Raw genomic sequence first — 26,257 nt, forward strand, 5'->3', positions numbered from 1 at the left:
GATGGCGCTGAGCTCGCGCCGGCGCTACCAGCCGGTCGACTACTGGCCGGGCTTCGTCGACGCGCTGTCGACCCTGCTGCTCGTCATCATCTTCCTGCTGACCGTGTTCATGGTCGCGCAGTTCCTGCTCGGTCGCGAGGTTTCGGGCAAGGACACGGCGCTGCAGCGCCTCAACGCGCAGATCGCGGAGCTGACGGATCTGCTGGCGCTCGAGCGGTCGAGCGTCCGCTCCGCCAAGGACGACATCTCCTCGCTGACCGCGAGCCTGCAGGCGGTCCAGAGCGAGCGCGACCGGCTGAAGGCGGCGGCCGAGGCGGGCGCGAGCCGGGCCGACGCCGCCGGCGGCCAGGCCGCCGCGCTGCAGGGCCAGCTCGATCGCGAGCGCGACCTCTCGGCCCGCGCACAGAGCCAGATCGAGCTGCTGAACCAGCAGATCGCGGCGCTGCGCCGCCAGATGGCCGCGCTCGAGGACGCGCTGAACGCCTCCGAGACCCGCGACCGCGAGAGCCAGGCCAAGCTCGCCGATCTCGGCTCCCGGCTGAACGTGGCCCTCGCCCAGCGCGTGCAGGAGCTCAACCGCTACCGCTCCGACTTCTTCGGGCGGCTGCGCCAGATCCTCGCCGACCGGCCGGACGTGCGGGTGGTGGGCGACCGGTTCGTGTTCCAGTCCGAGGTGCTGTTCGACGTCGGCCAGGGCTTGCTCAGCGAAGCCGCGAAGCCGGAGCTCGACAAGATCGCCCAGGCGCTGGTGCAGCTGAACGGCGAAATCCCGTCCGACATCAACTGGGTCATGCGCGTCGACGGCCACACCGACATCCGCCCGACCCGCGGCGCCTTCCCCTCGAACTGGGCGCTCTCCGCGGCCCGCGCCATCGCCGTCGTGGAGTACCTCGTTTCGAAGGGCGTCCCGCCCCAGCGCCTGCTCGCCGCCGGCTTCGGCGAGTTCCAGCCGCTGGACACGGCCCAGACCGAAGACGCCTACCGCCGCAACCGCCGGATCGAACTCAAGCTGACGGAGCGGTGAGGGCCTGAGGGCGTAGCCTTCGCCGGGCGCGGAATCTCTGGAAACACTGCGTCGTCCTCCGGCTTGACCGGAGGACCTACCGCCGACCGTGAGATCGACGCCTGACCTGGATGGTCTGGTCAAGCTGGACCATGACGTCACCAGCGGCCGCTTAGAACGTCTTCCTGAGGAAGAACCGCTCGCGGCCGCGCGGGTGGCCGGGGATCGAGCCGAAGACCTCGAAGCCGAGCTTTTCGTAGAAGCCGCGGGCCTGGAAGTCGAAGGTGTCGAGCCAGATCCCGGCGCAGCCGCGCGCGCGGGCCTCGGTCTCGGCCTGCGCCAGAACCGCCGCGCCCAGCCCCTGGCCGCGCAGGGCCTCGGGGATCACCAGCAATTCAACGTAGAGCCAGTCGAAGCTGGTGCGGCCCCAGAGGCCGCCGAGGGTCTCGGCCGTAGCCGGATCGCGCAGCAGAACCGCGAGCGGTCGGGCGCCGGAGGGGCCGACGGCCGCCTCGTTGTAGGCGATCAGCTCGCGCAGGATCACCTCGCGGTCGAACGGCGCGCCTGCGTCGGTGACGACGACGTCCGGCGTCATCCCGCGACGGCGCGACGGGCGTTGGCGTCCGCGTCCATCTGGCCGAACTGCAGGTCGGCGAGGCGGGCGTAGAGCCCGCGGCGGGCGACCAGCTCGGCGTGAGTCCCATCCTCCACCACGCGACCGCCGTCGAGCACGAGGATGCGGTCGGCGGCGAGCACAGTGGCGAGGCGATGGGCGATGACCAGCGTGGTGCGGTCCTTGCGGCTCGCGGCGAGCGCCTCCTGCACCAGCGTCTCGCTTTCGCTGTCGAGCGCCGAGGTCGCCTCGTCCAGCAGCAGCAGCGCGGCGTCCTTGAGGAAGGCGCGGGCGAGCGCGACCCGCTGGCGCTGGCCGCCGGAAAGCGTCACGCCACGCTCGCCGAGCGGCGTGTCGTAGCCCTGCGGCAGCGCGGCGAGAAAGCGATCCGCCCCCGCGAGCCGCGCCGCCTGCTCGACCTCGGCGTCGGTCGCGCCGGCCCGGCCGAGCCGGATGTTCTCGCGCGCCGACAGCGCGAACACGACCGGATCCTGCGGCACGAGCGCGATGCGGGCGCGGAGGTCCGCGAGGTCGGCGTCGCGCAGGTCGACGCCGTCGAGCGTGACGCGGCCGGCGAGCGGGTCGTAGAAGCGCAGCGCCAGATGGAACAGGGTGCTCTTGCCGGCGCCCGAGGGGCCGACGATCGCCAGCGTTTCGCCCGGGCGGGCGGCGAAGGAGACGCCGTCGAGCACGCCGCCGCCCTCGGCCCCGGCGCCGTAGGCGAAGCGCACGGACTCGAAGGCGAGCGCCCCGCGCGCCGGCTGCGGCAGCGCCTTGGGCGCCGCCGGGTTGGCGATGCCGGGCGGCGTCGCGAGGATCTCGCCGAGCCGCTCCGCGGATCCGGCCGCCTGAGAAATTTCGCCCCAGACGTTGGAGAGCTCTCCGATCGCGCCCGCCGCGAACACGGCGTAGAGGACGAACTGCCCGAGCGTGCCCGGCGACATCGCGCCGGAGAGCACGTCGGTCGCGCCGTACCACAGCACGCCGACCACGCTCGCGAAGATCAGAAAGATCGCGATGGCGGTCAGGATGGCCCGCGCCGTGATGGAGGACTGGGCGGCGGCGTAGGCCTCCTCCACCGCGAAGGAGAAGCGGCCGGCGACGCGGGCCTCGGCGTTGAAGGCCTGGACGGTGCGCATGGCGCCGACCGCCTCGCCGGCGACCGCCGACGCGTCGGCCAGCGTGTCCTGCGCCGCGCGGGAACGGCGGCGGACGGAGCGGCCGAAGGCCACCAGCGGCAGCACGATCAGGGGAATGGCGCCGAGCACCAGGGCGGAGAGCTTCGGGCTCGTCACCACCATCATCGCGGCCGCGCCGAGGAACAGGAACAGGTTGCGCAGCGCGACGGACGCCGAGGCCCCGAAGGCCGCCTTGATCTGCGTGGTGTCGGCCGTCAGCCGCGACACGATCTCGCCCGAGCGGGCGCTGTCGTAGAACGACGGCGACAGCTTCGTCAGATGGGCGAAGACCGCCGAGCGCAGATCCGCCACCACGCGCTCGCCGAGCGTCGTCACGAACCAGTAGCGGGAGGCGCTCGCGAGCGCGAGCACGCCGACCACGATCAGCATGGTGCCGAAGTACTGGTCGACCATGCCGGGATGGTCGTTCGAGAAACCGAAATCGATCAGCCGCCGCACCGCGACGGGAATGGCAAGCGTCGCCGCCGAGGCCGCGACCAGCGCGACGAAGGCGCCGGCGATGCGGCCCTTGTGACGGAGCGCGAAGGGGCTGAGCGCCGCGAGAGGCCTGAGGGAGCGGGACCGCGCTGCGGGCGCCGACGCCTCCCCGACGTCAGCTGAGCGAGATCGACGCGCCATGACGGACCTTCTTTGGGATCGTTCCAGACGACATGGCCGAGGGTTATGCCGTTTCTTGGGGTTCGGCGCCAACCCCACCTTGGCGCGGCGCAATCGCACGGCCGCGGTTGTTCCCGGCCGCGTCTTGGGTTATAGGCTGCCGCCTTACGAGATCACCCGCTTCCGACGAGGCGCCTTTCGAGCGCGCCCGAGCAGCTGAACAGAGACGCGTCATGAAGGCCGACATCCACCCCGACTACCACGCGATCAAGGTCCTGATGACCGACGGGACCGAGTACGAGACCCGTTCGACCTACGGCAAGTCCGGCGACACGCTGCAGCTCGACATCGACCCCCGGACCCATCCGGCGTGGACCGGCGGCTCGGCGCAGCTGACCGACCGCGGCGGCCGCCTGTCGCGCTTCAACAAGCGCTTCGCCAACTTCGGCATCTCGAAGACCAACTGATTCGCCCGTTCAGGGCCCTAAAAAACCCCGGCCGCGCCCCGCGCGGCCGGGGTTTTTGTTTGCGCCGCCCCTGACGCTTGATCGGCCGCCTCCGCGCCCCTAGTTTAGAAGAAATCTAAACAAGGAATGCCGCATGTTGTCCCTGTTGGGCGGTCGGAGGCGCTTCGACGACCTTTCCGAGCGCGAGATGCTCGCGCTGGCGATCTCCTCGGAAGAGGACGACGCGCGCATCTATGCCGACTACGCCGCGCGGCTCGACGCCGACTATCCCGCCTCGGCGACCGTCTTCCGGGGCATGGCGGAGGAGGAGGACCGCCACCGCCGCCGCCTCCTCGACCTGTTCGCCCGGCGGTTTGGCCCGCATGTGCCCCTGATCCGCCGCGAGCACGTCGCGGGCTATTACGCCCGCCGCCCGACGTGGCTCGTCGACCAGCTCGGCATCGAGCGCATCCGCGCCGAGGCGGAGCGCATGGAGGAGGACGCGGCGCGGTTCTACGAACTGGCCGCCAAGCGCACCAGCGACGCCGACACGCGGAAGCTGCTCGGCGACCTCGCCCAACAGGAGCGCGGCCATCAGGCGACCGCCGATCATCTGGCGGACGCCAATCTCGGCTCGGACGCCCAGGCCACGGAGGCCGACACCGCGCGCCGGAAGCTGATCCTGACCTGGGTTCAGCCCGGCCTCGCCGGCCTGATGGACGGTTCGGTCTCGACGCTCGCGCCGATCTTCGCCACCGCCTTCGCCACCCAGAACTCCCACACGACGCTGCTTGTGGGCCTCGCCGCCGCCATCGGCGCCGGCATCTCGATGGGCTTCACGGAAGCCGCGCACGACGACGGGGTGATTTCGGGCCGGGGGTCGCCGCTGAAGCGTGGCCTCGCCTCCGGCGTTATGACAGCCGTCGGCGGGCTGGGCCACGCCCTGCCCTACCTGATCGGAGATTTCTGGACGGCGACCGCGATCGCGGCGCTGGTGGTCGTCGTGGAGCTGTGGGCGATCGCCTGGATCCAGAACCGCTTCATGGAGACGCCGATGATGCGGGCGATCGTGCAGGTGGTGGTCGGCGGCGCGCTGGTGTTCGCGGCCGGGGTGTTGATCGGGGGCGCCTGAGGCGCCGCCGCGCTCAGCCTCAGCCTCTAACCGCCGAACGCCTGGCGCAGCCGCTCCATCTGCCCGTGCAGCGGGTGCGGGGCCTGCTCGGCGGCCTCCCCCGGCGAGGCGAGCTGACGGTCGAGCAGCTGAACCCGCTCCTGCAGACGGGAGGTGCGGTCCACGAGATCGCGCAGGCGTTCCGGCAGGCGCGCCAGCACGTCGTCCGGCAGCGTGGAGCCGATCGGCGACAACCGCACCTTCTGCTTTTCCTCGCGCGCCTGATCGTAGGACATCTCGCCCTCGTTGACCGCGCGCTGCACGAGCAGCCAGGAGGCGATCTGCATCAGGCGGGTGGTGAGGCGCATGCTCTCGGTGGCGTAGGCGATCGACTCGGTCCGCCCGAGCTCCCGCGACTCGCCCCGGCCCTCGCCGTCGAGATAGGCGGCCGTCTCCTCGACGAGGCCCATGCCTTCCCGGAACAGGGACATGAAGGAGGCGGAGCCGACCAGACGCATGCCGAAGGACACGGCGCCGGCCTCGGCATCGGAACGCTCACGGTCGATCATTTCGCACCCTCTCTCAAACGCCCGCCGACAGGCTAAGGGCATACCGCCCATAGCTCGCAGCATCAACGCGGAGCGGTCCGCAAATCGTGGACCAGACGGCCTGTTGTCCCTCGCCATCTTGCCGGAGAGGTTAACGGAACATGGCGCGAAAAAAAGGCCGCCAATACGGCGGCCTGAAAGTGTGATGACAGGGAGGCGTCAAACAGAGTGGACAGGAACCACTCGCAATCCAGAAAACTGGACGCAGCCATCAATGAACGAGGAAGGTTAACCGACGGTTAAGCGAGGCAGGGCCTTGGAAATTCAACCGTACGGCGAGGCCGTTCAGCGCCGGAACAGCTGGTCCGCGGCGCTCCGCTGCGCGGTCTTGGCGGCGATCTCGGCTTCGATCCGCGCGATCTCGGCCTGAAGCGCGGCGATCCGCAGCCGTAGCTCGTCGATCGACACCGGCCCGAGGTCCTGCCCGATCACGTGGGGCGACCGCGGCCGCGCCGCGGCGCCGTCGTCGTCGAAAAGAGACATCCAGACCTCCCTCGGTTCGTCTCAGATCGGCACGGCGTGCCGCGGAGGGACACAGGTAAGCAGTTGCACGAAGGTGCAAACGCTCGTTAAACGGGCTATCCGCTCGAGTTAAGCGGCCGAACATCACTTAGCAGCCGCCCGCGAGGCGGTCCACGCGAGGGAGCCGGGCATGACGCCGCTGGAGCAGTGCTTTTCGATCTGCTGCGCGCTGGCGCGTTCGGGCCACGCCGCGGCCATCGGTATTGGCCAGACCGAAATTCGACGCATGCTCAACAGCATAGACGACTGCGCCTACACGCGCGCCCGCGCGCTCGAGAGCCTGGCCTTCGATCTCGCGGTGGCGGTGGAGGCGAACGACGTGGCGACCGCGCTGGACCGCGAGATCGCCGCGCAGCTCCGCGGCCTCGGCGCCGCCGCAATCTGAACTCCCGACGATCCGCAAGACGCGTTGCTTGCGTCCTCGCGACGGCTTATACACGGCGAAACCCCCGTCATCGAGAACTCGATCAGGGCTCCGCCGCGCCCCGGCGGCCGGAGCGAGAGGAGCATTGCACCCATGTCAAACGCGCCGCTGATGCCGAAGGCCACGGCTGTCTGGCTTGTCGAGAACACCTCGCTGTCGTTTTCCCAGATCGCCGACTTCTGCAAGCTGCATGAGCTCGAGGTAAAGGCGGTCGCCGACGGCGAGGCCGCGCAGGGCATCAAGGGCCAGGACCCGATCACCTCCGGCCAGTTGACCCGCGAAGAGATCGAGCGCGCCCAGAAGAACCCGAACCACCAGCTGCAGCTCGCGGTCTCCAAGGTCCGCCTGCCGCCGGTGAAGCCGCGCAAGGGCCCGCGCTACACGCCGGTCTCCCGCCGCCAGGACCGCCCGAACGCCATTCTCTGGCTCGTGCGCAACCATCCCGAGCTGAAGGACAGCCAGATCATGCGTCTCGTCGGCACGACGAAGACCACGATCGCGGCGATCCGCGACCGGACGCACTGGAACGCGCAGAACCTGACGCCGGCCGATCCCGTGACGCTCGGCCTCTGTTCGCAGATCGACCTCGACTTTGAGGTGGCGAAGGCCGCCAAGGCGAACCCGGACGCGGTGCTGCGCAAGGAGGAAGAGCCGGAGACCCTGCTCTCCGCCGAGATCACCACCGCCGAAGACGCGCCCGAGCGGGAGCTCGACGTCGAGAGCGTTTTCGCCAAGCTCAAGCAGCTCAAGCGCGACGACGCCGACGAGGACGACGACGACCGTCGCTGAAAAAACGGATCCCGGCGGCGCTCCGCCGCCCACTCTCGCGTTCCGATGAAGGCCGCGCATCCCATGAAGGGGTGCGCGGCCTTCGGCTTTTCAGGCCCAGCCGGAAGGCGCGGCGACGACGCCGGGCGCAACCTGAAAAACAACTACTATCGATTATACAACCTATGGTACAGTTGATCCGTCGCTCACGCGCGCGGGGGTGCAGGCGTCAGTCGACTTTGGGGGACGAAATCGTGGGCGCAACTTCGGAAAAGCTTAGAGGATCGGTGGTCGGCGTGGTCGGCGTCTGCATATTCGTCGGCTTCGCCGCTTTGCTTGGGCTGGCGGCCTTTTGGAGCCTGGAGTCGAATACGCCGCTGATCTTCCCGATCTGCGCGAGCCTGTTCCTGGCTGTCATTACTCCGATGACCGTGATCGCAGTCCGGCATCAGGTCCGGCTGTCACGTATCAAGCTGATCGACGTCTTCGCAAAGACCTTCGGGCTGAGCACCAAGCCGCCGCTCCCTCTGCACGGCGGGGCAGCTCCGGACCTGAACGATCCGAAGACCGTCGTCTCCTTCGAGTTCGTAAAGGGGAAATACTACGTCGACCTCGACTTGAAGAGCGAAGACCCGAGGCTGGAGGACCTGCCGCGGTTTCCGATGATGCTGCACGCGGATTGGATGCTGCTGCTCTGCGCGCTGCCGTTCATGGGCCTTTCAGCGTTCGGGGTGTTCGTCCTGTTCGCTCCAGCAGCGGACATTCTAAACTCTGGAGGCTCCGTAAGCGCATGGCTTTGGCCAAGCATGCTGGCGCTCGGCGGCCTCCCGAGCGCGGCCGTCGCGGACGCCGCGGCCGCTGCTGCGCAGCACGTTAACGTGCTCACGGTGGCGGCCGTAGCTTTCGCGGGCGCCTATTTCTACTGCCTTCGCCTGCTATTGCGCGCGGTGGCGTCGTTCGACCTGTCGCCGGTCACCTTTCTTCGCGCTTTCGCGCACATGGTGATGGCGACGACGCTCGCGGTGGTGATCTATCGCGTGTTTCCATCCGCAGAAGGCGTAACCGCGACGGCCAAGGAATATTACCAGGCGCTCTCCGGCGTGACGGTCGTCCCTGCGACGACCGTCACGGACTCCGGCGGCGGCGTAAAGTCGTTCTGGCTCATCCTCTCCTTCGCGCTCGGCTTCGTTCCCGAGGCCGCGATCCAATACGTGCTGCAGAAGGCGGGATTTCGCTTCAAGGCGCGCTACGACGAGGTCGAGACCCACGCCGGGACGATCCCGGTCACGATCCTCGACGGCGTCGACTCGCCGACCGCCTTTCGGCTCGAGGAATCCAATGTCTTCGAGGTGCAGAACCTCGCCACGCTCAATCCGATTATGCTGCACGTCGAGTCCCCGTTCGGCATCTACCAGACGATCGACTGGGTCGCTCAGGCGCAGCTTTGCACGGTGGTCGGGCCGGAGCGCTTCTTCGCCCTGAAGATGCTCAACATCCGGACGATCTTCGATCTCGAGCGCGCGGTGCTGTCTGACGAAAGCACGAGCGAGGTGCAGATCGCCGTGGGCGCGATTCTGACCTCCCCCTGCGACCGCGACCGCGCCTGCCTCGCCGCCTTCGGCCTGCCGCCAGGGCCAACTCAGCCTCATGGACGATCCCGTCAGTGGAGCATTTCGTGGAGCTGATCGTCGACGACCTGCACGTGCACCGGCTGCGGCAGATCTGGATCCTTATCGCCAAGCAGCTCGGCGAAGACCACGAGCACTTCAAGTACACGCGGCGAAAGCGGGCGACCGGGGCTCCGGCCGCAGCGGACCAGATCGCTGCGTAATCGCCTGCCTCACGTCCGGCCCGCCAGCGCCGCGCCGATCTCGTCGAGCGTCGTCGGGTCCTCGATCGTCGCCGGCATGGTCCAGTCCTCGCCGTCGGCGATCTTCTGGATCGTTCCGCGCAGGATCTTCCCCGAGCGCGTCTTGGGGAGGCGCTGGACGGTGAGCGCGGTCTTGAAGGCCGCCACCGGGCCGATGCGGTCGCGCACCAGCGCCACGATCTCGCGCTCAATGTCCGCGAAGGGCCGCGAGACTCCGGCCTTCAGCACCACGAAGCCGGTGGGCGACTGGCCCTTGAGCGCGTCCGCCACGCCGACGACGGCGCATTCCGCGACGTCGGGGTGGCCCGCGATCACCTCTTCCATGCCGCCGGTCGAGAGCCGGTGGCCGGCGACGTTGATGATGTCGTCGGTGCGGGCCATGAAGAAGACGTAGCCGTCCTCGTCGATGAAGCCGGCGTCCGAGGTCTGGTAATAGCCGGGGAAGCCCTCGAGATAGGCCGAGCGGAAGCGGTCGTCGGCGTTCCACAGCGTCGGCAGGCAGCCGGGCGGCAGCGGCAGCTTGATCACGATGTTGCCGAGCGCCCCCGGCGCCGCCTCATGGCCGGCGTCGTCCAGCACCTTCACGTCATAGCCGGGCATCGGCACGGTCGGCGAGCCGTGCTTCACGGGCAAGGGCTCGATCCCGAGCGGGTTGCCGACGATCGCCCAGCCGGTCTCGGTCTGCCAGCAATGGTCGATCACGGGAACCTTCAGCAGGTCCTCCGCCCACTGCACCGTCGGCGGGTCCGCCCGCTCGCCCGCGAGGAACAGCGCGCGGAAGCCGCCGAGGTCGTGCCGGCGGAACAGCTCGCCTCCGGAGTCCTCCTTCTTGATGGCGCGCAGCGCGGTGGGCGCGGTGAACAGCGCGACCGCCTTGTGCTCGGCGATCACTCGCCAGAAGGCGCCGGCGTCGGGCGTGCCGACCGGCTTGCCCTCGTAGAGGATCGTGGTGGCGCCGTGGAGCAGCGGACCGTAGATGATGTACGAGTGCCCGACGACCCAGCCGATGTCGGACGCGCACCAGAACACCTCGCCGGGCGCGATCCCGTAAAGCCCCTTCATGGTCCAAGCGAGGGCTACGAGGTAGCCGCCGGTGTCGCGCACCACGCCCTTCGGCGTACCCGTCGTGCCGGACGTGTAGAGGATGTAGAGCGGATCCGTGGCCTTCATGCGGGCGCATGGGGTCGTGCGGCCCTCGGCCGCGGCGACGAGGCTCGCCCAGTCGTGGTCGCGGCCGTCGGTCATCTCAGCGTCGAATTGCAGGCGCTGCAGCAGGATGACCGCCTCGGGGGCATGCGCCGCTCCCGCCAGCGCCGCGTCGAGCAGGGGCTTGTAAGGCACGATCCGCGTCGGCTCGACCCCGCAGGAGGCCGTCAGCACCACCTTGGGGGTGGCGTCGTCGATCCGCTTGGCGAGTTCGTTCGCTGCGAAGCCGCCGAACACCACGGAGTGGATCGCGCCGAGCCGCGCGCAAGCGTAGGTCGCGATCACGGCCTCCGGGATCATCGGCATGTAGACGACGACCCGGTCGCCCGGTCCGACCCCGAAATCCTGCAGCACGGCGGCGAAGCGTGAGACCTCGGCCAGAAGCTCGGCGTAGGAATAGGCGCGTTTGGCGCCGGTGACGGGGCTGTCGTAGATCAGCGCCGCCTGCTCGCCTCGACCCGCGGCCACATGCCGGTCAAGCGCGTTGTGGCAGGCGTTGACGACCCCGTCCGGGAACCAGCGGCCGTAAACGCCGAGAGCAGGATCGAAGGCGCGGGTCGGACGCTCGAACCAGTCGATCGCCTCCGCCGCGGCGAGCCAGAAAGCTTCGCGGTCGTCGAGCGAGGCGGCGTAGAGCTCGCGGTACGATGCCGACATTGGTGTTCCCTCCCATCGACGCGGCGCTTGGCGGCCGCTTGCGCTGTCCTCAAGAGTTATCCGTTTCCCAGCGCTCCCGCCACGCGTCCGCACGCCAGGCCGGAGCGGACGCAAGCACTCTCCAACCCGCGGATCGTGGACCCCAGCGTTCCGGACGCCGATCGCCGGGGATGCGCGGTCCACCGGGAATTTTTCCTAACCAAAACGTAACATTCTACCTTCAGACTTGGGGTGCGTACCCGTCGAAGTCTGGAGATCGTATGCGCGCCGGCCACGAGTCCCATGATCTGTTGCTGTCAGCCGGCTGTCTGGGATGCAGCACGCCGTTTCCCCGCGCCATCACCATGGCGTTCCAGCCCATCGTGGACGTGACCAACGGTTCGATCTTCGCGTTCGAGGCGCTCGTCCGCGGCGTCGACGGCGCGGGCGCCGGCGCGGTGCTGGCGGACGTGACGCCGGACAACAGGTTCGCCTTCGACCAGCTCTGCCGCCGGACCGCGGTGGAGCTCGCGGCCAGGCTTCGGATCGAGGCGCGGCTGTCGATCAATTTCATGCCGAACGCCGTCTATCAGCCCGAGATCTGCCTCGGCACGACGCTCGCCGCCGCCAAGCGGCACGATTTCCCGGTCGAGCGCATCATGTTTGAGGTGACCGAAGGCGAGCGCGTCGACGACCGCGCTCACTTGACCCGCATCATGGCGGAGTACCGCCGTCAGGGCATGGTGACGGCGATCGACGATTTCGGCGCCGGCCATTCCGGTCTGAACCTGCTCGCCGAGTTCCAGCCTGACGTGATCAAGCTGGACATGGACCTGATCCGCGGCATCGATCTCAGCCGCGCCCGACAGGCGATCGTCGCGAGCGTCGCCCGGCTGGCGGAGACGCTCGGAATCGCCGTCGTCGCCGAAGGCGTCGAGACGGAGGCGGAGCTCGCCGTGGTCAGGACCATCGGCATCCGGCTGGTGCAGGGCTATCTGCTGGCGAAGCCCGGGTTCGAACGCCTTCCCGAGGTCCGGTTGCCGGCGCCCGCGCCGAGCGCGAAAAACGCCGCCTAAACGAGCGGAGGGGCCGTCCCCTCGCAGGACGACCCCTCCCATCTCCAATCGCGGTCGAGAGACCCGCGACCACCCGAACGTCAGGCGCGATACCCAGCCGAAGCCAGAATCGAGGTCGCGGCGCTCTCCGAGCGCTGATCAAGACGATGAGACACCGGATCACCTCCTTTCGGTTGTTAACGACAGGGCAAAGGATGGGGACGGATCTGAGTCGCCGCAAGGCTTAAGATCCTTTTCTGAGAGATCCTTGAAGACGGCCCGCCGCGCCCGATGATCGGGTGATGACGCAGACGCCCACTCGCCGCCTGGAACTCCTCGCCCGCATCGGCTTCGCCGCACGGGGCGTCGTGTACTGTCTCGTGGGGGGGCTTGCGGCCCTCGCCGCCTTCGGCGCCGGCGGCGGCGTGGGCGGCGGCAAAAGCGCCCTGCGCAGCGTGCTGGAGCAGCCCTTCGGCGCCGTCCTGCTGCTGGCGATCGGCGCCGGCCTCGTCTGCTTCGCGGCCTGGCGCGTGATCGGCGCGGCGTTCGACGCCGACGGTCGCGGCCGTTCCGCCAAGGCGCGCGCCACCCGCGCGCTGCAGGCGATCAGCGGCGTGGTCTATCTCGGGCTTGCGGCGACCGCCGCCAACCTCGCGCTCGGCCGCGGCGGCGGCGGGGCGGAGGATCAGATGGCGCAGGACTGGACGGAATGGCTGATGGCGCAGCCGGCCGGGGCCTGGCTTGTTGGCGCGATCGGCTTCGGACTCGTCGGCGGCGGGTTCGGCTACGGCTGGAAGGCCTGGAAGGGCGACGTGATGCGGCGGCTCGCCCCGCCGCCGGGCGCGACCGACTGGGTGCGCCACGTCGGCCGCGCCGGCTACGCCGCCCGCGCGCTGACCTTCGTGATCATCGGCGGCTTCGTGGTGACGGCGGCGCTGCACGCCGACAGCGACGAGGTGCGCGGCCTCGGCGGAGCGCTGCAGGCGCTGCGGGCCCAGCCCTACGGTTGGGCGCTGCTGTTCGTGACCGCAGCCGGCTTGTTCGCGTTCGGCTTCTTCGGCCTGGTGCAGGCCCGCTACCGCCGGATCGACGCGCCGGACCTCGCCGACGCCAAGGAGCTGCTCGCCCGGCGAGCCTGATCACGGCGCGCGATAGAGACCGTTGAGAGTAGGCGGGCCGTCGGTCACGGCCTCGGCGCGCGCGACGAGATCTTCGAGATGGGCGAAGACCGACAGACCCGCGGCGAAGACGAGCTTCGGATCGAGCCCGCGGTACAGCTCCTCGACCAGCTGTGGGATGGTGCGCGGCCCTTCCGCCAGCCGCAGGCGGATCGCGGCCTCCCGCATCAGCCGGTGGCCGAGCAACTGGCGCGAGAACCGCCGCGCGTCTTGTAGCGCGGGACCATGTCCGGGCAGGTAGAGCTCCTCCGGCCGCTCGATCAGTTTGCGGAGCGAAGCGACGTAAGCGCCCATGGCGCCGTCGGGAGGCGCCACGATGGAGGTCGACCAGGCCATCACATGGTCGCCGGAGAACAGCAGCGCGCTCTCGGGGAAGGCGAAGGCGAGGTGGTTCGCGGTGTGGCCGGGCGTCTCGACCGCGACCAGGGACCAGCCGGGCCCCGTGACGCCCTCCCCCTCAGCGAGCTCGTGATCCGGCGCGTAGGATCCGTCGACGCCCGCCTCCAGTCCCCGCGCCTCGCCGGCGTGGAGCGCGCGGAACGCGCGGTGCGGCCCGGCCCCCACGACGGGCGCGCCGGTCGCGGCCTTCAGCGCCGGGACGCCGGCGGAGTGGTCGCGATGGCTGTGGGTCACGACGATCGCCTCGACGGTCTCGCCGTCGAGCGCCGCGAGCAGCGCCGCCGTGTGAGCCGGGTCGTCCGGCCCTGGATCGATCACGGCGACGCGGCCGCGGCCGACGAGGTAGGTGGCGGTGCCCGTGAAGGTGAAGGCGGAGGGATTCGGCGCGATCACCCGGCGCACGAGCGGCGCGGCTTCGCGCACCGCGCCGGCGGGCGCATCGGTCGAGCGGTCGAACGTCAGATCGTCGCTCATGCAGCTCCTCCGCGATGCCCGGCGGCGCTGACGCCGGTTGCAGACCGCGCGCGCCCCGGCTATCCATCGCCCACTCCGGCGCTTAACGCGGCCGGTGGGGCGTCGCCAAGCGGTAAGGCAGGGGATTTTGATTCCCCCATGCGGAGGTTCGAATCCTCCCGCCCCAGCCAGTTCCTTCAAGTGATTGATTTTAGACCTCTTTCGTCTTCGCGCCTTTACATCCGCGGCAGCGCCCCCGGATGTGCGGCGGGGACGTCGTGCCTTCGCGGTCCGCGGCGCTTTGCGCAGATGGCCTGCGCGGGGACGCGGAGATGGCTCGTTGACTCCCGCCACATTTCCGCCATAGCGTCCGCCGCGACGGTTCCCCTCGGGGATCAAAAGGGAACGCGGTGCGGGTCGCACGACCTCATGCCGCGGCAGCCCCCGCTACTGTAAGCGGCGAGCGACTTTGTCATCGGCCACTGGACTTACGGTCTGGGAAGGCGACGGAGCAAGCTACGACCCGCGAGCCAGGAGACCTGCCGTCAGCCGTGTGGTCACACGCGAACGCGTCGGGCGGGGTGCACCGATGGTGGGCGAACCGACGACGCGCGTGATGGGCGTCGGCGGGGAGGCTTCGAGTTCGCGGTGACGTGCCACTCGTCCCGCTTGGGGTCTCGATGTCCAACCTCTCCTTCCGCTCACAGGGCGCGTGCGCGCGCCTTGCCGCCTCCGCGGCCATCTCCGCCTGCCTGATCTCCAACGCCTTGGCCCAGACTGAGCCGGCCGACGACGACACGGAGCTCGATCCAATCTCGGTCCTCGGCAACCGGGTCGAGGGTCCCAGCGCGGCGATCGGCAGCGCCGTCTCCTCGATCTCCGGCGAGGAGCTGGAGCAGCGCCAGATCCGCGTCGTGTCCGACGTGCTGCGCGAACTGCCCGGCGTCGCCGTCAACCGCACAGGGCCGGTCGGCGCCCTCACCCAGCTCCGCATCCGCGGCTCGGAGGGCAACCAGACGCTCGTCATCGTCGACGGCATCCGCATGAACGACCCTGGCACGAGCGCGGAGTTCGACTTCGCGAACCTGCTCAACCTCGAGGTCGAGCGCGTCGACGTGCTGCGCGGTCCGCAGAGCGCGCTCTACGGCTCCGACGCCATCGGCGGCGTCATCAACATCGTGACGCGCAAGGGCGAGCCAGGGCCGACCCGCTTCCGCGCCACCCTCGAGGGCGGCTCGTTCGGCGCCGCGACGGGCACGGCCTCCGTCTCGGGCGGGACGGAAGCGTTCGATGTCCTTGTCGCCGGCCAGGCGTTTCGCATCAGCGGCGTTTCAACCGCGAAGCGGTTCGCCCTCGCGCCGACCTCATCGCTCGACCGCGACGGCTATACGAGCGGGACCGGGCTCGCGAAGGTCTCGGTGCGGCCGACCGAGAACCTCGAATTCACGGGAGTGGCCCGCTACGCCGAGTTCGACGCCGATCGAGATGGTTTCGGCGCCGCGTCGGACGGCTACCCCTTCGCCGCCTCGATCGACAGTCGGGACACCGAGAGGGGCAAGCAGTTCTTCGGCCGCGCGCAGGTCAAGGCCACCCTGCTCGACGGCGCGTGGGATCACGTGGTCGGCATGTCCTACACCAACCAGGACCGCCGCAGCTTCGACGGGACGGACCTCAAGACCTACGCCTCGCTCGGCGAGATGACGCGGTTCGACTACCAGACCAACTTCCGCTTCCAGACCGAAGGCTTGGTTCCGGCGAGCCACGTGCTGACCTTCGGCGCCGACCACACCCGCGACGCGGTCAAAAGCTTCACCGCGTCCCCCTTCCCGGCCGACGCCCCGAACCCTCTCCGCAAGCACATCGACAACGCCGGCCTCGTCGGCCAGTACCAGATCGGCGTCTTCGAGACGCTGTTCGTCACCGCCAGCGTCCGCCAGGACTTCAACGACCGCTTCGACGAGGCGACGACCTACCGGCTGGCGAGCGCCTACACCTTCGATCGGACGAAGACCAAGATCCGGACCTCGTGGGGCACGGGCGTCAAGAACCCGACGACCTTCGAGCTCTTCGGCTTCTCCGGCAACTTCATCCCGAACGGCGATCTCAAGCCCGAACGCGGCGACGGCTGGGACGTGGGCTTCGACCAGCCGTTCTGGAACGGTCGGATCCTCCTCGACGCAACCTACTTCCAGCAGCGCGTGAGGGATCTGATCTCGAGCGAGACGGTCGCGGACCCGGCCGACCCCACCGGCTTCGTCAACCGGCCGATCAACCTCGCCGGAACGTCGAAGATCCAAGGCGTGGAGCTTGGCCTGACCGTCAAGCCGATCGACGGCCTGACGCTCCGCGGCGCCTACACCTTCACCGACGGCGAGGATGCCACGGGCGCGACGCTGGTGCGCCGACCGCGGCACATCGCGAGCTTCAACGCGAACTACGCCTTCCTCGAGGGCCGCGCGAACGTCAATCTCGGGATCGTCCGCAACGGGCGCCAACGCGACTTCGCTTACGACGCCGCGACCTACGCGCGGACCAGCGTGCCGCTGAAGGCCTACACGCTGGTCAACCTCGCGGCGTCCTACAAGATTCACCCGAACGCGGAAGTCTACGGCCGGGTGGAGAACCTCTTCGACAAGAAGTACGAGGAGGTCCTCACCTACAACACGCCCGGCCGCGCCGCCTACGGCGGCCTCAAGGTCTCGTTCTGACGACGCCGGCCGCCGGCTCGTGGTCGGCGGCCGCCCTTCTCCAAGATCGAAGGTGACGCAATGACTGTTGAGACTGTTTCCCGGCGCGAGCCGACCGAGGTCATCCGCGACGCAGACGGCGCGGTCCGGCGCGAGATCTGGGCGCTCGAGGCTGAGCAGCCGACGCTCGAGGCGTTCCTGCGCGACGTGTTCGAGAACCATTGGGCCGGCGTGCGCTTCGGCCCGCTGATCGAGGGCGCGGCCTACGAATGGCGCTGCCCGAGCGCGCCGGACAAGATCGGTCTTATGGACGGCTACCTCACCGTCATGTTCGGCCATGGCGGCCATTTCCACCTGTGCATCGGCGAGAACCGCGGCTCAGAGCGCTTTCCCGTGGCGCCGGAGCTGACGCGTCGACGAAAACCCTCGAAGGCGCAGCTGTTCCGCGGGCGCGGACCTGACGGCAAGCCGGTGACCTGGGGCTTCGAAATGTGGAATGGGTCGGGTGAGCCCATGATCTCGATCTTCTTCGCCAACCCCTTCATCGAGGACGACGACAGCCTCTCAAAGACGCCCGACTTTTCGCGGCTGGCCACATGGCGGGCGATCTCGAAGCGCTGGCTCGGCCGCGATCCGGAGGCGCTCGACGAGGAGGGACGCGGCTTCGCCCATGGCTGACCGACGGCATTTGGCCCTCCTCGCCGCGTTTCTCACGGGCGTCTGGCCGGGATCGCCTTCGGCGGCCGCGCCTGCGCGCGTGGTCTCGATCAACCTCTGCACCGACGAACTGCTGGTCCGCCTCGCCGATCCCGCGCAGGTCGCCTCGGTGACCTGGCTGTCGACAGTGTCGGCGGGCTCGAACGTCGCAGACCTCGTCCGGGGCGCGCCGCAGAACCGCGGCCTCGCGGAGGAGGTCGTGGCGGCGAGGCCCGATCTCGTGCTCGCGGGCCGCTACACCGCGCGCGCCGCGGTCTCGGTGCTGAAGCGCATCGGCGTGCCGGTGGTCGAGGCGGACGCGCCGCGGACGCTCGACCAGGTGAAGACCGAGATCCGCCGCGTCGCCGACGCGGTCGGCCATTCCGACCGCGGCGAGGCGATGATCGCGGAGCTCGAGCGTCGGCTGGCGCGCCCGGCGCCGGTCCGCGAGCGGAGTTTGCGCGCCGCGGTGCTCCGCCCGAACGGCTTCACCGCCGGTCCCGGATCTCTCAGCGACGAGCTGATGCGGCGCGCCGGTCTCGTCAACGTCGCGGCCGAGCTGAAGCTCGACAACTACGGCCAGCTTCCGCTCGAGACGATCCTCCTGGCGGGCGTCGACCTGCTGATCGTCGACGGCGACCGGCCCGGCCCGCCGGCCCTCGCGACGGAGGTCCTGAGCCACCCGATCCTCGCGAAGCTCGGCGATCGGGTTCGCGTCGTGAAGATCCCGCCGAAACTCTGGACCTGCTACGGGCCCAGCATCGCCGACGCCTACGACATTCTGGTCGACGCGGCCGGGAGCGCGCCGTGAGCGAAGCTCCGCCCTACGGGGCGCTCGTCGGCGCTCTCATGGCGCTGGTGGTCGCGGCCTTCGTCGCTTCGGTGACGGTCGGCTACGCCGCTGTCGATGTGGGCGGCGCGGTGGCCGACATCTTTGCGGGACGCTCCTCGCTGGGGGCGCTGGTGCTGACCGAGCTGCGGCTGCCGCGGGCGATCATGGGGACGCTAGTCGGCTTCAGCCTCGGTTTGGCGGGCGCAGCGATGCAGGGCCTGCTCCGCAATCCTCTGGCGGACGCGGGCGTGATCGGCGTCTCGGGCGCGGCCGCCTTCGGCGCGGTGATGGCGTTCTACTCCGGCGTCTCGGCCACATTCGCCCTAGCGTTGCCGATCGGCGGCATTCTGGGCGCGGGCCTCGCGGTCGCGCTGCTCTACGCGCTTGCCGGCCGCGGCTCCGCGACCATGACGCTGATCCTCGCGGGCGTGGCCATCAACAGCCTCGCCGGCGCCCTGACGGCGCTCGCCCTCAACCTCTCGCTGAACCCCTACGCCGCCATGGAGGTGATGTTCTGGCTGATGGGATCGCTCGCGGACCGCAGCCTGAGCCATGTGCAGCTGGCCGCGCCGCTGCTTGTCGTCGGATGGCTGATGATCCTCGCCTCCGGTCCCGCCCTCGATGCGCTGACGCTCGGCGAGGACACCGCCGCAAGCCTCGGCTTCGACCTGGGCCGGGTGCGTCTGCTGCTCATCTGCGGCACGGCGCTCGCCGTCGGCGCGTCGGTCGCCGTCACCGGCGCGATCGGCTTCGTCGGGCTTGTCATCCCGCATCTGCTGCGTCCCCTCGTCGGCGGCAGGCCCGGTCGACTGCTGCTCGTCTCCGGTCTCGGCGGCGCGGCTCTCGTGCTTGGCGCGGACATCGGCGTCCGGCTGGTCGGCGTGCGTCCGGAGCTCAAGCTCGGCGTCGTGACGGCGCTGATCGGCGCGCCCTTCTTCCTGGTCCTGCTCTGGCGGCTGCGGCGGGAGGCGTGATGGAGATCAGGGTCGAAAACCTCACGGTCCGCCTCGGCGGCGTTCCGCGCGTCGATCGGGTTTCTCTGGCGCTGCGGCCGGGCCAACTGGTTGGCCTGATCGGCCCGAACGGGGCGGGCAAGACCACCCTGTTCCGCGCGCTCGCGGGCCTCCGGGAGCCGGACGAGGGCGCAGTCGTCTACGACGGCCGACCTCTCTCCGAGATTGGCAGGAGGGCGGTGGCGAAGCGCCTTGCCTACCTCGAGCAGTCTTCGGAGGCGCACTGGCCGCTGCGCGCCGACCACGTCGTCGCGCTCGGCCGCCTGCCGCACCGCCGCTTCGGGCGCGCGGCCCTGCCCGGCGACGCCGAGGCGGTGGACCGCGCGCTCCGCGCCGCCGACGCCGAAGCGTTTCGTGACCGGCCGATGCGCGCGCTCTCCGGCGGCGAACGCGCGCGCGTTCTCCTCGCCCGAGCTTTCGCGGTCGAGGCCGAATGGCTCCTCGCCGACGAACCCGTCGCGGCGCTCGACCCTTCGCATCAACTCGGCGTGATGGAGCGCCTCGCCGAGACGGCGCGCGGCGGCATGGGCGTCATTGTCGTCCTCCACGACCTCACGCTCGCGAGCCGCTTCTGCGACCGCCTCGTGCTGATGGCGCAGGGCCGGGTGATCGGCGACGGCTCCCCGGAGGAGGTGCTGACCGACGCCGCGGCGGCGACGGCCTACGGCGTGACGCTCGCGCGCGCCGCGGTTGGCGAGGAGGCGCTGGTCGCGCCTTGGCGCCGGATCGGACGGCATCCGTAGGATCGCCGATGACCGACGGTGCCCGGCGCTCGGGGTCCGGCCCGGTGACGTCTCGGAACGTTCGGCGCCTATCCGCCAGACCCGGAGTCCGCGCCCCGGCGCGCGCGCGTCGCGAGGCCGCGCGCCAGCGCTCGCCATGAAGCCTTGCGGCGGCCACTTGCGTCGAGGGGCAAGCCGCGGGGGGCGCGGCGGTTTTCCCTGTCGTTGAGCCAGGACTTGGCGTCCGAGACGCCCCACGTGACCACGCCGATCAGGTCGCCCTCAGCGGCGACCGTTTCGACGACGTCGGCGTAAACGTCCGCCACGGCCCGATCGACCACGGCCCTGTCGCCCCTGACGACCGCTCCGTCGACGTCGAGCTCCGTTATCATGACCTTCAGCGCCATGGCCCGAACCTCCCCCAGGAATTCGCGGAACTCCGCGTTCGCCGACGGTCGATCGGACGCGGAGAGATGGCACTGCAGGCCGAGGCACCCTACGGGAGCGCCGCTCCCCACCAGACTTTCAAGCAGACGGAGGACGGAGCGTCGCTTCGCCTGCGCCGCCGGCCCTTCGTACTCGAGCCCCATCTCGTTAAGCACAAGCAGCGCAGTTTGATCGATCTCCGCAATCGTTCCGAAAGCCTCGGCCACGTAGCCTGGACCCAGCGCCGCCAGGAACGCTGATCGGCGCAACCCGTCGGATCGGCCGTCCGCCGGCTCGACCGCTTCGTTGACGACGTCCCAGGAGTGAATTCGACCGGCGTAGCGTTCCGCCATCGCGATCAGGTGCGAACGAGCGGCCTTGGCGAAATCCTTGGCCTCGGCGCCGTCCAACCAGCGAGGGGTGGACAAATGCCACCAAGGCGTGTGGCCGCGGAATGCCATTCCATGGGACCAGGCGAAATCCAGCAGCCGATCGGTCGCTCCGAAACGGCGCTCGCCCTGAGCAGGCTCGATCGCGTCCCACTTCATCTCGAACTCCGGCGTGATGGCGCCGCACTCGCGCACGAGCGCCGCGCGCAGAACCTCGTCTTGGAGGTCGGCGTTGGATGCGGCCGCGCCGTAGATCAGGCCAGCCTGAGCGGCGGCCGAGGCGAGAGATGTGGAAGGCGCCAGCGGAGGTCGCTTTCGCAGTCGATCGGAACGGGCGAGATTATCAGCCGATGACAATCCGGACGACCCTCCTGTTGCTCACCGGCGTGCTCGCTCTCGCGCTCATTGTGGCGGTCGGGGGCCAGCTCGTCGCGCAGGCCAACGCGCGCTTCGAGGCGCAGCGGCTTTACGCCCATGATGCGCTGAGAGGAAAGCTGACGCTCCTCGCCAGCCGTCTCGGGGAGGAACGCGGTCGCGCCTTCGTCATGCTGCGGAGCGCCTCCACGTCCGAGGAGTTCGTCGGACGCTGGCGCGCGGCGCGCGCGGAGGTCGACCGGGCGTTCGAGGCGGCCCTCGCCGAATCCGGCCAGCGGCAGGGTTTGCTGTCCCGCCCGGAAGCGATCCGCGCGACGCTCGCCGCGGCGGCCGACGTTCTGCACGCTCTCCGGGAGGACGTCGACGAAGCGCGGGGCGCTGGCGACGAGCCGCGCCGCCGGCGCCTCTCCAACCGATGGTTCGACACGGTCACGGACGTGATCGCCTCGATCGGGTCTCTGCGCCTCTCTCTTCTTCAGGACGCGCCGCTGCAGGACACCGCCCTCGCGACCGAATCGCGGCTGCGGCGGGCGCTGGGGCTTATGGGCGAGCACATGGGGCGCATCCGCGCTCGGCTCGCCGCCGCGGACGGGGCCGCCTCCGCCGCGGAGAGCAGAGCTCTCGACGAGGTCGTTCGCGATCTGGGCGCGGCGACGCTCGCCTTGGATCTGACCGACGAACGCCAGATCTCCGGACTTCGTCCCGGGGTGGCGGACGCCACGATCGCCGTACGGAAGGAGTTCGACGGCGTTTTCAAGCCGGCGGCGCTGGCCCTCCTCAACGCGCTTCGCGCGGGGGACAGGCGTCCAGTGACCGGCGAGAGCTGGTTCGAAGCGGCGACCCGCTCCATCGCCGTCGTCGACGACGCGCAGCGGACGCTGTTGCGCAGCTCCGAGGGACGGCTTCGGGATCTCGAGGCGGCGGGGCAGCGGCTGATGACGATGTGGGCGGGGCTGCTGATCGCGGGCCTGCTCGCAAGCGCCGGAGTCATGCTGATCGTGCGCCGTCGCGTCATCGAGCCTATCGAGGAGCTTTCGGCGGCCATGCTGCGGCTCGCCGAGAACGATCTCGACGTGAAGCTGCCGAGGCCCAAGCGACGCGACGAAATCGGGGCGATGCAGACGGCCTTTCGCACCTTCAAGGCGAACGCGATGCAGCGGCAGCGCCTCCAGCGCGAGCGCGACACGCTGAACGAGAGCCTGGCCCGCGCCTACGCCCAGCTGAGGCGCGACCTCGAGGCCGCGGCGGCGATCCAGGTGGCGCTGCTGCCTCCGAACGGCCGGCTCGGGCCTCTGCGGCACGTCGGCCTGTTCCGGCCATCAAGCGTAGTGGCCGGCGATTCCTACAACGTCATCCGGCGACCGAACGGCGCTGTGGCCTTTTTCCAGATCGACGTGGCGGGCCATGGCGCGCCGGCGGCGCTCGTCTCCGTCGCGTCGCAGAACGCCCTGGCTCAGGCCGCGCTGGGTCGCCACGGGGACGCGTCGCTTGCGGTCCTGGCTAAGGGCATCAACAGCGATTGGCCGGACGAACTGCCCTATTTCACCATGGTCTTTGGCGAGGTCGACCCGGTGAACGGCGAGGGTCGGCTCGTGCAGGCCGGTCATCCCGCGCCGCTGATCGTATCGCGCGACGGCAGTCGGCGCACGGTCGGAGAGGGCGGACTTCCCGTCGGGATGATCTCCGAGGCCGACTACGACGAGGCCACCTTCCGGCTCGAGGAGGGCGAGCGGCTCATCCTTTACTCCGACGGACTGACCGAGGCTGAGGACGCCCAGGGCCGGCCCTTCGACGAGCAGTTGCCGGCCTTGATCAGGAGGCACGCCAACGCGGACGCCGAGCAACTGCTCGAAGCGATCGACGAGGAGGTGCGCCGCTGGCGCGGCTCCGACGATCTCGACGACGATTTGACCGTGCTCGTGATCGAGCGCACGACCGACCGGGAGGTGGCATGACTCTGAACGACACCGCGCACGGGGACGTTCTCGTGGTTCACGTGGAGGATTCTCGCATCGACGCCGCAAGGGCGCCGGAATTCAAGACGGCGATGACCGAGCGCATCGACCGGGGGCACGTTCGCCTGGTGCTCGACCTGAGCAAGGTGGACTTCGTGGACAGCTCCGGGCTCGGCGCCATCGTCTCCTGCCTCAAGCGCATCGGGCCGCGAGGCAACCTCGCCGTGGCGGGCGCCAAGGGCGCCGTGGCGAAGCTCTTCGCTCTGACCCGCATGGATCGCGTGTTTCCGCTGCACGCAAGCGTCGACGACGCCCTGAAGAGCGTGGCGGGCTGACGCCATGCCGGGCGTGGTCCGCCTCTCCATCGACAGCGACCTCAATCAGGTCGAATTCATAGCGCGAGCGGTGCGGTCTCTCTGCGACAACCTGTTGGGGCGCGAAGATGCGGAAGCGGTCGAACTCGCGGTCGTCGAGGCCATGAACAACATCATCAAGCATGGCTATCAGGGACGGCGGGGCGAGGCTGTCGACGTAAACGTCACCCTCACCCGCTCAGAGGTCGAGGTCGAGGTCGTCGACCACGCCACCCCGATCCCGGAGCACATCGTGAAGGGCGGCGAGCCGCTGGCGTTCGACTTCGACGCGACCGACGTCGCCGGCCTTCCCGAGGGCGGCATGGGCCTTACCCTCATCCGCATGAGCATGGACGAGGTCGACTACGTCTCGCGCCCCGGCGAGAACCGGCTGCGGATGGTGAAACGCATCGCGGCGCGCTGAGGCGGGCGCGCAGGCTCGCCGTCAGCGCTCAGCGCTCGGCGCGAAGGTTCGCCGCTCCGATCAGCTTGCTCGCATGTTCGGGGAACGCCACCGCCGCCATGGCGCTGGCGGCCGCCGCTTGCGGGGTCTCCGCATTCTCCTTCCGCAGGGCCGCGACGGCCGCCTCGACCCGCGGCGCCGCGTCCTCGCGCCGGACGAAACCGGCCTCTACGGACGCCGACAGCGCCATCAGCAGGGCGGCCGCCGATCCCGGTTCCGACCGGGCGAAGGCGGCCTCGGCGCGCGCAGCGGCGGCGCGCAGCGGCTCTTCCAGCTCGGGCTGCGGCGGGCGGCCGGCGATCGCCTCCGCGCGCATCTCGGCCGCGGCGCGGGCGCGGGAGCGGGCGTCGAGATCGAGCGTCTCGAGCTGAACGATGGCGAGCATCGACACGACGAGCGCCACAAGAAAGACGATCTGCGAGCGCGCGCGCAGCAGGCCTTCGGGAATTCTCATCGCGCAACCTCCGCAGGCGCTTCAGGCGCCTGTTCTTCGTCCGGCCTCCAGTAGGCGGCGCGGATGATCGGCGTCATGGCGTAGACGTTGTTCAGGCCCCAGAGCGTATTGGCGATCATCGCCCCGAGGCTGTAGGCCTCGCGGCCGAGCGCATAGGCGAGCCAGCCCCAGGCGAGCCCCGCCAGGGTCACCACGGCGATCGCGATCTGCACCCGCACCAGCTGTGGATAGACGCCCTCTTGGCGGTCCTTCGGCGTTACGGGAAACGAGATCTTCTTGCCCCGCGCCACGGTCAGGAGCGCCTTCAGGTTGAGCGGGAACATGGCGAGGTACCAGGAGCGCCCCTTGTAGCTCGACACGCCCCACATCCCCAGCATCTGCGCCAGCTCGTTCAGGAACAGGAACGGCGCGATGTGGAGGAAGAAGTCGAGCGTGTAGCCGGAGACCGGCGCGACGCCGGTGAACAGGAAGATCACCGGCGCGGCGAGGAACACCACGTTCCAGAGCGGCGAAAGATAGGAATAGAACGTCGCGGCGTACATCGCCCGCTGCGCGAGCGTCAGGCCGCCGCGGCGGAACAGCGGGTTGTCGTGGAACAGGATGTCGAGGGTGCCGCCGGCGTATTTGAAGCGCTGGATCGTCCAGCTCAGCAGATCGTTGGGCGACAGCATGTGGGACTGGACCACCGGGTGCAGCACCGACTTCCAGCCCCGCTCGCGGTCGGAATGGAGGACCAGCGAGGTGTAGATGTCCTCCGAGACGTGGAACTTGTACGGCGTGAACTCCTCGGCGAGCGCGCCCTGCCAGCGCAGGCTCGACATCACGCTCTCGTCGAGCGCCGCCTCGCCGGTGAGCCGCAGGGCCGCGCGCTCTTCGCTCGCCGCGGCGGCGGAGATCGTGTCGGACCACTGACGCAACGCCGCCTCCATGATCGCCTCCCGGCGATGGATCGACCCGGCCCCACAGCAGAAGCTGGCGTTGGCCCAATTCCGGCGCCGCTGGATGTAGTCGAAGAACAGCTGCGGATCGTTTGCGAACGGATCCTCGCCGATGCGGACGGGGCCAAAAATGTCTTCGAAGGCTCGCCCGACGCCGGCGCCGGGCCGGCCGAACCAGCGCCCGAGCGCGCGCTCGAGCGACCTGCCCGGCGGGATGTCCGAGAACCATTGCGGCGTCTGGACCCACGCCATCTTCGGGTCGCGGAAATAGCCCATCGTCTGCTCGAGCATCGTCGGAAACGGCCGGGTGTCGGCGTCGCAGATGACCACGAAATCGCCCCAGGTCGCCGACAGCGCGTTTCGGAGGTTGCCCGCCTTGAAGCCGACGTTGTCGGAGCGGGTGAGGTAGTTCACGCCCTCCTCGCGCGCCACCTGCTCCATCGCAGGCCGCTTGCCGTCGTCCAGCACATGGATCCGGATGACGATCGGGTGCGGATAGTCGAGCTGTTTGGCGTCCTGCAATCCGAGGCGGACCAGTTCCGGGTCCTCGCTGTAGGTGGCGAAGAAGACGTCGACCTCGATCGGCCGGTCCTCCACGGGTTCGTCGGGCGCCGAGACGTCCTGAAGCCGCGCGGGGGGCGCGCCGGGCTCGACGCTGCGATCCGTCCAGAGGTTCACGGTGAACAGGATCAGGCCGACGAAAGCCGCCGTTTCCGCGACCACCAGGGGCAGCGAGAGCCAAAGCGCGTCAAAGTTGATCGAATAAAGCCACCGCCACCCAATGTACCAGACGCCAAACGTGAGGCTCGCGACCGCACAGAATTGCCATAGGAGCTGGTGAAGCGGCGATAGTTCGCTCGGTCTCC

The 26,257-nt window shown here is 69.5% G+C and carries 26 protein-coding genes, 1 tRNA gene and 1 riboswitch; of the genes, 18 read left to right on the forward strand and 9 right to left on the reverse strand.

From position 1 onward, the window contains the following. Position 1: 1 nt before the first annotated feature. The gene (locus tag METY_RS07600) at positions 2-1,024 is read left to right on the forward strand and encodes a peptidoglycan -binding protein (protein WP_103120781.1); all 1,023 of its coding nucleotides are present in this window, start codon (positions 2-4) and stop codon (positions 1,022-1,024) included. Positions 1,025-1,175: 151 nt separating this feature from the next. Here METY_RS07600 and METY_RS07605 read toward each other — a convergent pair whose 3' ends face one another. Both METY_RS07605 and METY_RS07610 read right to left on the reverse strand, forming a co-directional pair. Then, positions 1,176-1,598, reverse strand: a complete 423-nt coding sequence (locus tag METY_RS07605; protein WP_103120782.1) for a GNAT family N-acetyltransferase — start codon at positions 1,596-1,598, stop codon at positions 1,176-1,178. Then, positions 1,595-3,433 carry an ABC transporter transmembrane domain-containing protein gene (locus METY_RS07610; RefSeq protein ID WP_103120783.1) on the reverse strand — a complete coding sequence of 613 codons (1,839 nt, stop codon included), beginning with the start codon at positions 3,431-3,433 and terminating at the stop codon, positions 1,595-1,597. Before METY_RS07610 ends, METY_RS07605 begins: the two co-directional genes overlap by 4 nt. 212 nt (positions 3,434-3,645) lie before the next feature. On the opposite strand from METY_RS07610, the gene rpmE reads away from it, so the two are divergent. Both rpmE and mbfA read left to right on the forward strand, forming a co-directional pair. Continuing rightward, the gene (gene rpmE / locus METY_RS07615; RefSeq protein ID WP_020184256.1) at positions 3,646-3,879 is read left to right on the forward strand and encodes a 50S ribosomal protein L31; all 234 of its coding nucleotides are present in this window, start codon (positions 3,646-3,648) and stop codon (positions 3,877-3,879) included. 133 nt (positions 3,880-4,012) lie between these two features. Next, positions 4,013-4,990, forward strand: a complete 978-nt coding sequence (gene mbfA / locus METY_RS07620) for an iron exporter MbfA (protein ID WP_103120784.1) — start codon at positions 4,013-4,015, stop codon at positions 4,988-4,990. Positions 4,991-5,016: 26 nt separating this feature from the next. Here mbfA and rcdA read toward each other — a convergent pair whose 3' ends face one another. Then, entirely contained in the window at positions 5,017-5,538 is a 522-nt protein-coding gene (gene rcdA / locus METY_RS07625) for a protease adaptor protein RcdA (protein WP_103120785.1), read from the reverse strand. A gap of 324 nt (positions 5,539-5,862) precedes the next feature. After that, positions 5,863-6,060, reverse strand: coding sequence for a DUF1192 domain-containing protein (locus METY_RS07635; protein WP_103120787.1), 198 nt, complete (start codon positions 6,058-6,060; stop codon positions 5,863-5,865). A gap of 169 nt (positions 6,061-6,229) precedes the next feature. Between METY_RS07635 and METY_RS07640 the strand changes: the two genes are divergently transcribed. The 4 genes from METY_RS07640 (at position 6,230) to METY_RS21055 (ending at position 9,122) form a co-directional block, all read left to right on the forward strand. Further along, a complete protein-coding gene (locus METY_RS07640; protein ID WP_103120788.1) occupies positions 6,230-6,484 on the forward strand; it encodes a hypothetical protein in 255 nt (84 codons plus the stop codon). A 132-nt stretch (positions 6,485-6,616) separates the two neighbouring features. Beyond that, a complete protein-coding gene (locus tag METY_RS07645; RefSeq protein WP_103120789.1) occupies positions 6,617-7,312 on the forward strand; it encodes a DUF1013 domain-containing protein in 696 nt (231 codons plus the stop codon). Positions 7,313-7,545: 233 nt separating this feature from the next. Continuing rightward, positions 7,546-8,976 carry a hypothetical protein gene (locus tag METY_RS07650; protein ID WP_146035684.1) on the forward strand — a complete coding sequence of 477 codons (1,431 nt, stop codon included), beginning with the start codon at positions 7,546-7,548 and terminating at the stop codon, positions 8,974-8,976. Continuing rightward, entirely contained in the window at positions 8,967-9,122 is a 156-nt protein-coding gene (locus METY_RS21055) for a hypothetical protein (RefSeq protein ID WP_160147325.1), read from the forward strand. Before METY_RS07650 ends, METY_RS21055 begins: the two co-directional genes overlap by 10 nt. A 9-nt stretch (positions 9,123-9,131) precedes the next feature. On the opposite strand, the gene METY_RS07655 is transcribed toward METY_RS21055, so the two are convergent. Next, entirely contained in the window at positions 9,132-11,024 is a 1,893-nt protein-coding gene (locus tag METY_RS07655) for a propionyl-CoA synthetase (protein ID WP_103120791.1), read from the reverse strand. A gap of 260 nt (positions 11,025-11,284) precedes the next feature. Here METY_RS07655 and METY_RS07660 point away from each other — a divergent pair, with 260 nt between their 5' ends. Together METY_RS07660 and METY_RS07665 are read left to right on the forward strand one after the other, a co-directional pair. Then, positions 11,285-12,079 carry an EAL domain-containing protein gene (locus METY_RS07660; protein WP_444849076.1) on the forward strand — a complete coding sequence of 265 codons (795 nt, stop codon included), beginning with the start codon at positions 11,285-11,287 and terminating at the stop codon, positions 12,077-12,079. 281 nt (positions 12,080-12,360) lie between these two features. Further along, positions 12,361-13,197, forward strand: coding sequence for a DUF1206 domain-containing protein (locus tag METY_RS07665; protein ID WP_103120792.1), 837 nt, complete (start codon positions 12,361-12,363; stop codon positions 13,195-13,197). On the opposite strand, the gene METY_RS07670 is transcribed toward METY_RS07665, so the two are convergent. Beyond that, on the reverse strand, positions 13,198-14,109 hold the full coding sequence (locus METY_RS07670) for an MBL fold metallo-hydrolase (RefSeq protein ID WP_103120793.1): 912 nt from the start codon (positions 14,107-14,109) through the stop codon (positions 13,198-13,200). A gap of 95 nt (positions 14,110-14,204) precedes the next feature. Here METY_RS07670 and METY_RS07675 point away from each other — a divergent pair. The 6 genes from METY_RS07675 to METY_RS07700 all read left to right on the forward strand — a co-directional run bounded on the left by METY_RS07675 (position 14,205) and on the right by METY_RS07700 (position 20,059). After that, positions 14,205-14,279 (forward strand) — tRNA-Gln (locus METY_RS07675). Between the two features lie 171 nt (positions 14,280-14,450). Continuing rightward, positions 14,451-14,649: riboswitch (cobalamin riboswitch) on the forward strand. A gap of 119 nt (positions 14,650-14,768) precedes the next feature. Next, a complete protein-coding gene (locus METY_RS07680; protein WP_103120794.1) occupies positions 14,769-16,796 on the forward strand; it encodes a TonB-dependent receptor plug domain-containing protein in 2,028 nt (675 codons plus the stop codon). Positions 16,797-16,856: 60 nt separating this feature from the next. Further along, positions 16,857-17,453: a DUF7676 family protein gene (locus METY_RS07685; RefSeq protein ID WP_103120795.1), complete on the forward strand. Its 597-nt coding sequence runs from the start codon at positions 16,857-16,859 to the stop codon at positions 17,451-17,453. Further along, positions 17,446-18,282 carry an ABC transporter substrate-binding protein gene (locus tag METY_RS07690; RefSeq protein ID WP_103120796.1) on the forward strand — a complete coding sequence of 279 codons (837 nt, stop codon included), beginning with the start codon at positions 17,446-17,448 and terminating at the stop codon, positions 18,280-18,282. Before METY_RS07685 ends, METY_RS07690 begins: the two co-directional genes overlap by 8 nt. Then, a complete protein-coding gene (locus tag METY_RS07695; protein ID WP_444849077.1) occupies positions 18,279-19,277 on the forward strand; it encodes a FecCD family ABC transporter permease in 999 nt (332 codons plus the stop codon). Before METY_RS07690 ends, METY_RS07695 begins: the two co-directional genes overlap by 4 nt. Beyond that, entirely contained in the window at positions 19,277-20,059 is a 783-nt protein-coding gene (locus METY_RS07700) for an ABC transporter ATP-binding protein (protein ID WP_103120797.1), read from the forward strand. The genes METY_RS07695 and METY_RS07700 overlap by 1 nt, the downstream gene beginning before the upstream one ends. A gap of 68 nt (positions 20,060-20,127) precedes the next feature. Here the strand turns inward: METY_RS07700 and METY_RS07705 are convergent, their stop codons facing one another. Next, a complete protein-coding gene (locus METY_RS07705; RefSeq protein WP_103120798.1) occupies positions 20,128-21,210 on the reverse strand; it encodes an endo-1,4-beta-xylanase in 1,083 nt (360 codons plus the stop codon). Between METY_RS07705 and METY_RS07710 the strand changes: the two genes are divergently transcribed. From METY_RS07710 to METY_RS07720, 3 genes are read left to right on the forward strand one after another with little or no spacing between them, the layout of a single operon-like run. Next, the gene (locus METY_RS07710) at positions 21,204-23,183 is read left to right on the forward strand and encodes a PP2C family protein-serine/threonine phosphatase (protein WP_146035685.1); all 1,980 of its coding nucleotides are present in this window, start codon (positions 21,204-21,206) and stop codon (positions 23,181-23,183) included. The two genes, METY_RS07705 and METY_RS07710, sit on opposite strands and share 7 nt — an antisense overlap. Continuing rightward, positions 23,180-23,518 (forward strand): STAS domain-containing protein, encoded by a 339-nt coding sequence (locus METY_RS07715; RefSeq protein WP_103120800.1) that lies wholly within the window; start codon positions 23,180-23,182, stop codon positions 23,516-23,518. The genes METY_RS07710 and METY_RS07715 overlap by 4 nt, the downstream gene beginning before the upstream one ends. Positions 23,519-23,522: 4 nt before the next feature. Further along, a complete protein-coding gene (locus METY_RS07720) occupies positions 23,523-23,960 on the forward strand; it encodes an ATP-binding protein (protein WP_103120801.1) in 438 nt (145 codons plus the stop codon). A 28-nt stretch (positions 23,961-23,988) separates the two neighbouring features. On the opposite strand, the gene METY_RS07725 is transcribed toward METY_RS07720, so the two are convergent. Beyond that, complete coding sequence (locus tag METY_RS07725; protein ID WP_103120802.1) at positions 23,989-24,453, reverse strand: hypothetical protein; 465 nt, start codon at positions 24,451-24,453, stop codon at positions 23,989-23,991. Then, positions 24,450-26,114, reverse strand: coding sequence for a glycosyltransferase family 2 protein (locus tag METY_RS07730; RefSeq protein WP_200819621.1), 1,665 nt, complete (start codon positions 26,112-26,114; stop codon positions 24,450-24,452). The genes METY_RS07725 and METY_RS07730 overlap by 4 nt, the downstream gene beginning before the upstream one ends. Positions 26,115-26,257 lie beyond the last annotated feature (143 nt).

Source organism: Methylopila sp. Yamaguchi (genome assembly GCF_002897035.1).
Lineage (GTDB): Bacteria > Pseudomonadota > Alphaproteobacteria > Rhizobiales > Methylopilaceae > Methylopila.

What these genes read in the sequence shown, in the direction of transcription:
- METY_RS07600 (WP_103120781.1), top strand. Translation starts at nt 2, where the DNA reads ATGGCGCTGAGCTCGCGCCGGCGCTACCAGCCGGTCGACTACTGGCCG.
- METY_RS07605 (WP_103120782.1), bottom strand. Translation starts at nt 1,598, where the DNA reads ATGACGCCGGACGTCGTCGTCACCGACGCAGGCGCGCCGTTCGACCGC.
- METY_RS07610 (WP_103120783.1), bottom strand. Translation starts at nt 3,433, where the DNA reads ATGGCGCGTCGATCTCGCTCAGCTGACGTCGGGGAGGCGTCGGCGCCC.
- rpmE (WP_020184256.1), top strand. Translation starts at nt 3,646, where the DNA reads ATGAAGGCCGACATCCACCCCGACTACCACGCGATCAAGGTCCTGATG.
- mbfA (WP_103120784.1), top strand. Translation starts at nt 4,013, where the DNA reads ATGTTGTCCCTGTTGGGCGGTCGGAGGCGCTTCGACGACCTTTCCGAG.
- rcdA (WP_103120785.1), bottom strand. Translation starts at nt 5,538, where the DNA reads ATGATCGACCGTGAGCGTTCCGATGCCGAGGCCGGCGCCGTGTCCTTC.
- METY_RS07635 (WP_103120787.1), bottom strand. Translation starts at nt 6,060, where the DNA reads ATGTCTCTTTTCGACGACGACGGCGCCGCGGCGCGGCCGCGGTCGCCC.
- METY_RS07640 (WP_103120788.1), top strand. Translation starts at nt 6,230, where the DNA reads ATGACGCCGCTGGAGCAGTGCTTTTCGATCTGCTGCGCGCTGGCGCGT.
- METY_RS07645 (WP_103120789.1), top strand. Translation starts at nt 6,617, where the DNA reads ATGTCAAACGCGCCGCTGATGCCGAAGGCCACGGCTGTCTGGCTTGTC.
- METY_RS07655 (WP_103120791.1), bottom strand. Translation starts at nt 11,024, where the DNA reads ATGTCGGCATCGTACCGCGAGCTCTACGCCGCCTCGCTCGACGACCGC.
- METY_RS07660 (WP_444849076.1), top strand. Translation starts at nt 11,285, where the DNA reads ATGCGCGCCGGCCACGAGTCCCATGATCTGTTGCTGTCAGCCGGCTGT.
- METY_RS07665 (WP_103120792.1), top strand. Translation starts at nt 12,361, where the DNA reads ATGACGCAGACGCCCACTCGCCGCCTGGAACTCCTCGCCCGCATCGGC.
- METY_RS07670 (WP_103120793.1), bottom strand. Translation starts at nt 14,109, where the DNA reads ATGAGCGACGATCTGACGTTCGACCGCTCGACCGATGCGCCCGCCGGC.
- METY_RS07680 (WP_103120794.1), top strand. Translation starts at nt 14,769, where the DNA reads ATGTCCAACCTCTCCTTCCGCTCACAGGGCGCGTGCGCGCGCCTTGCC.
- METY_RS07685 (WP_103120795.1), top strand. Translation starts at nt 16,857, where the DNA reads ATGACTGTTGAGACTGTTTCCCGGCGCGAGCCGACCGAGGTCATCCGC.
- METY_RS07690 (WP_103120796.1), top strand. Translation starts at nt 17,446, where the DNA reads ATGGCTGACCGACGGCATTTGGCCCTCCTCGCCGCGTTTCTCACGGGC.
- METY_RS07700 (WP_103120797.1), top strand. Translation starts at nt 19,277, where the DNA reads ATGGAGATCAGGGTCGAAAACCTCACGGTCCGCCTCGGCGGCGTTCCG.
- METY_RS07710 (WP_146035685.1), top strand. Translation starts at nt 21,204, where the DNA reads ATGACAATCCGGACGACCCTCCTGTTGCTCACCGGCGTGCTCGCTCTC.
- METY_RS07715 (WP_103120800.1), top strand. Translation starts at nt 23,180, where the DNA reads ATGACTCTGAACGACACCGCGCACGGGGACGTTCTCGTGGTTCACGTG.
- METY_RS07720 (WP_103120801.1), top strand. Translation starts at nt 23,523, where the DNA reads ATGCCGGGCGTGGTCCGCCTCTCCATCGACAGCGACCTCAATCAGGTC.
- METY_RS07725 (WP_103120802.1), bottom strand. Translation starts at nt 24,453, where the DNA reads ATGAGAATTCCCGAAGGCCTGCTGCGCGCGCGCTCGCAGATCGTCTTT.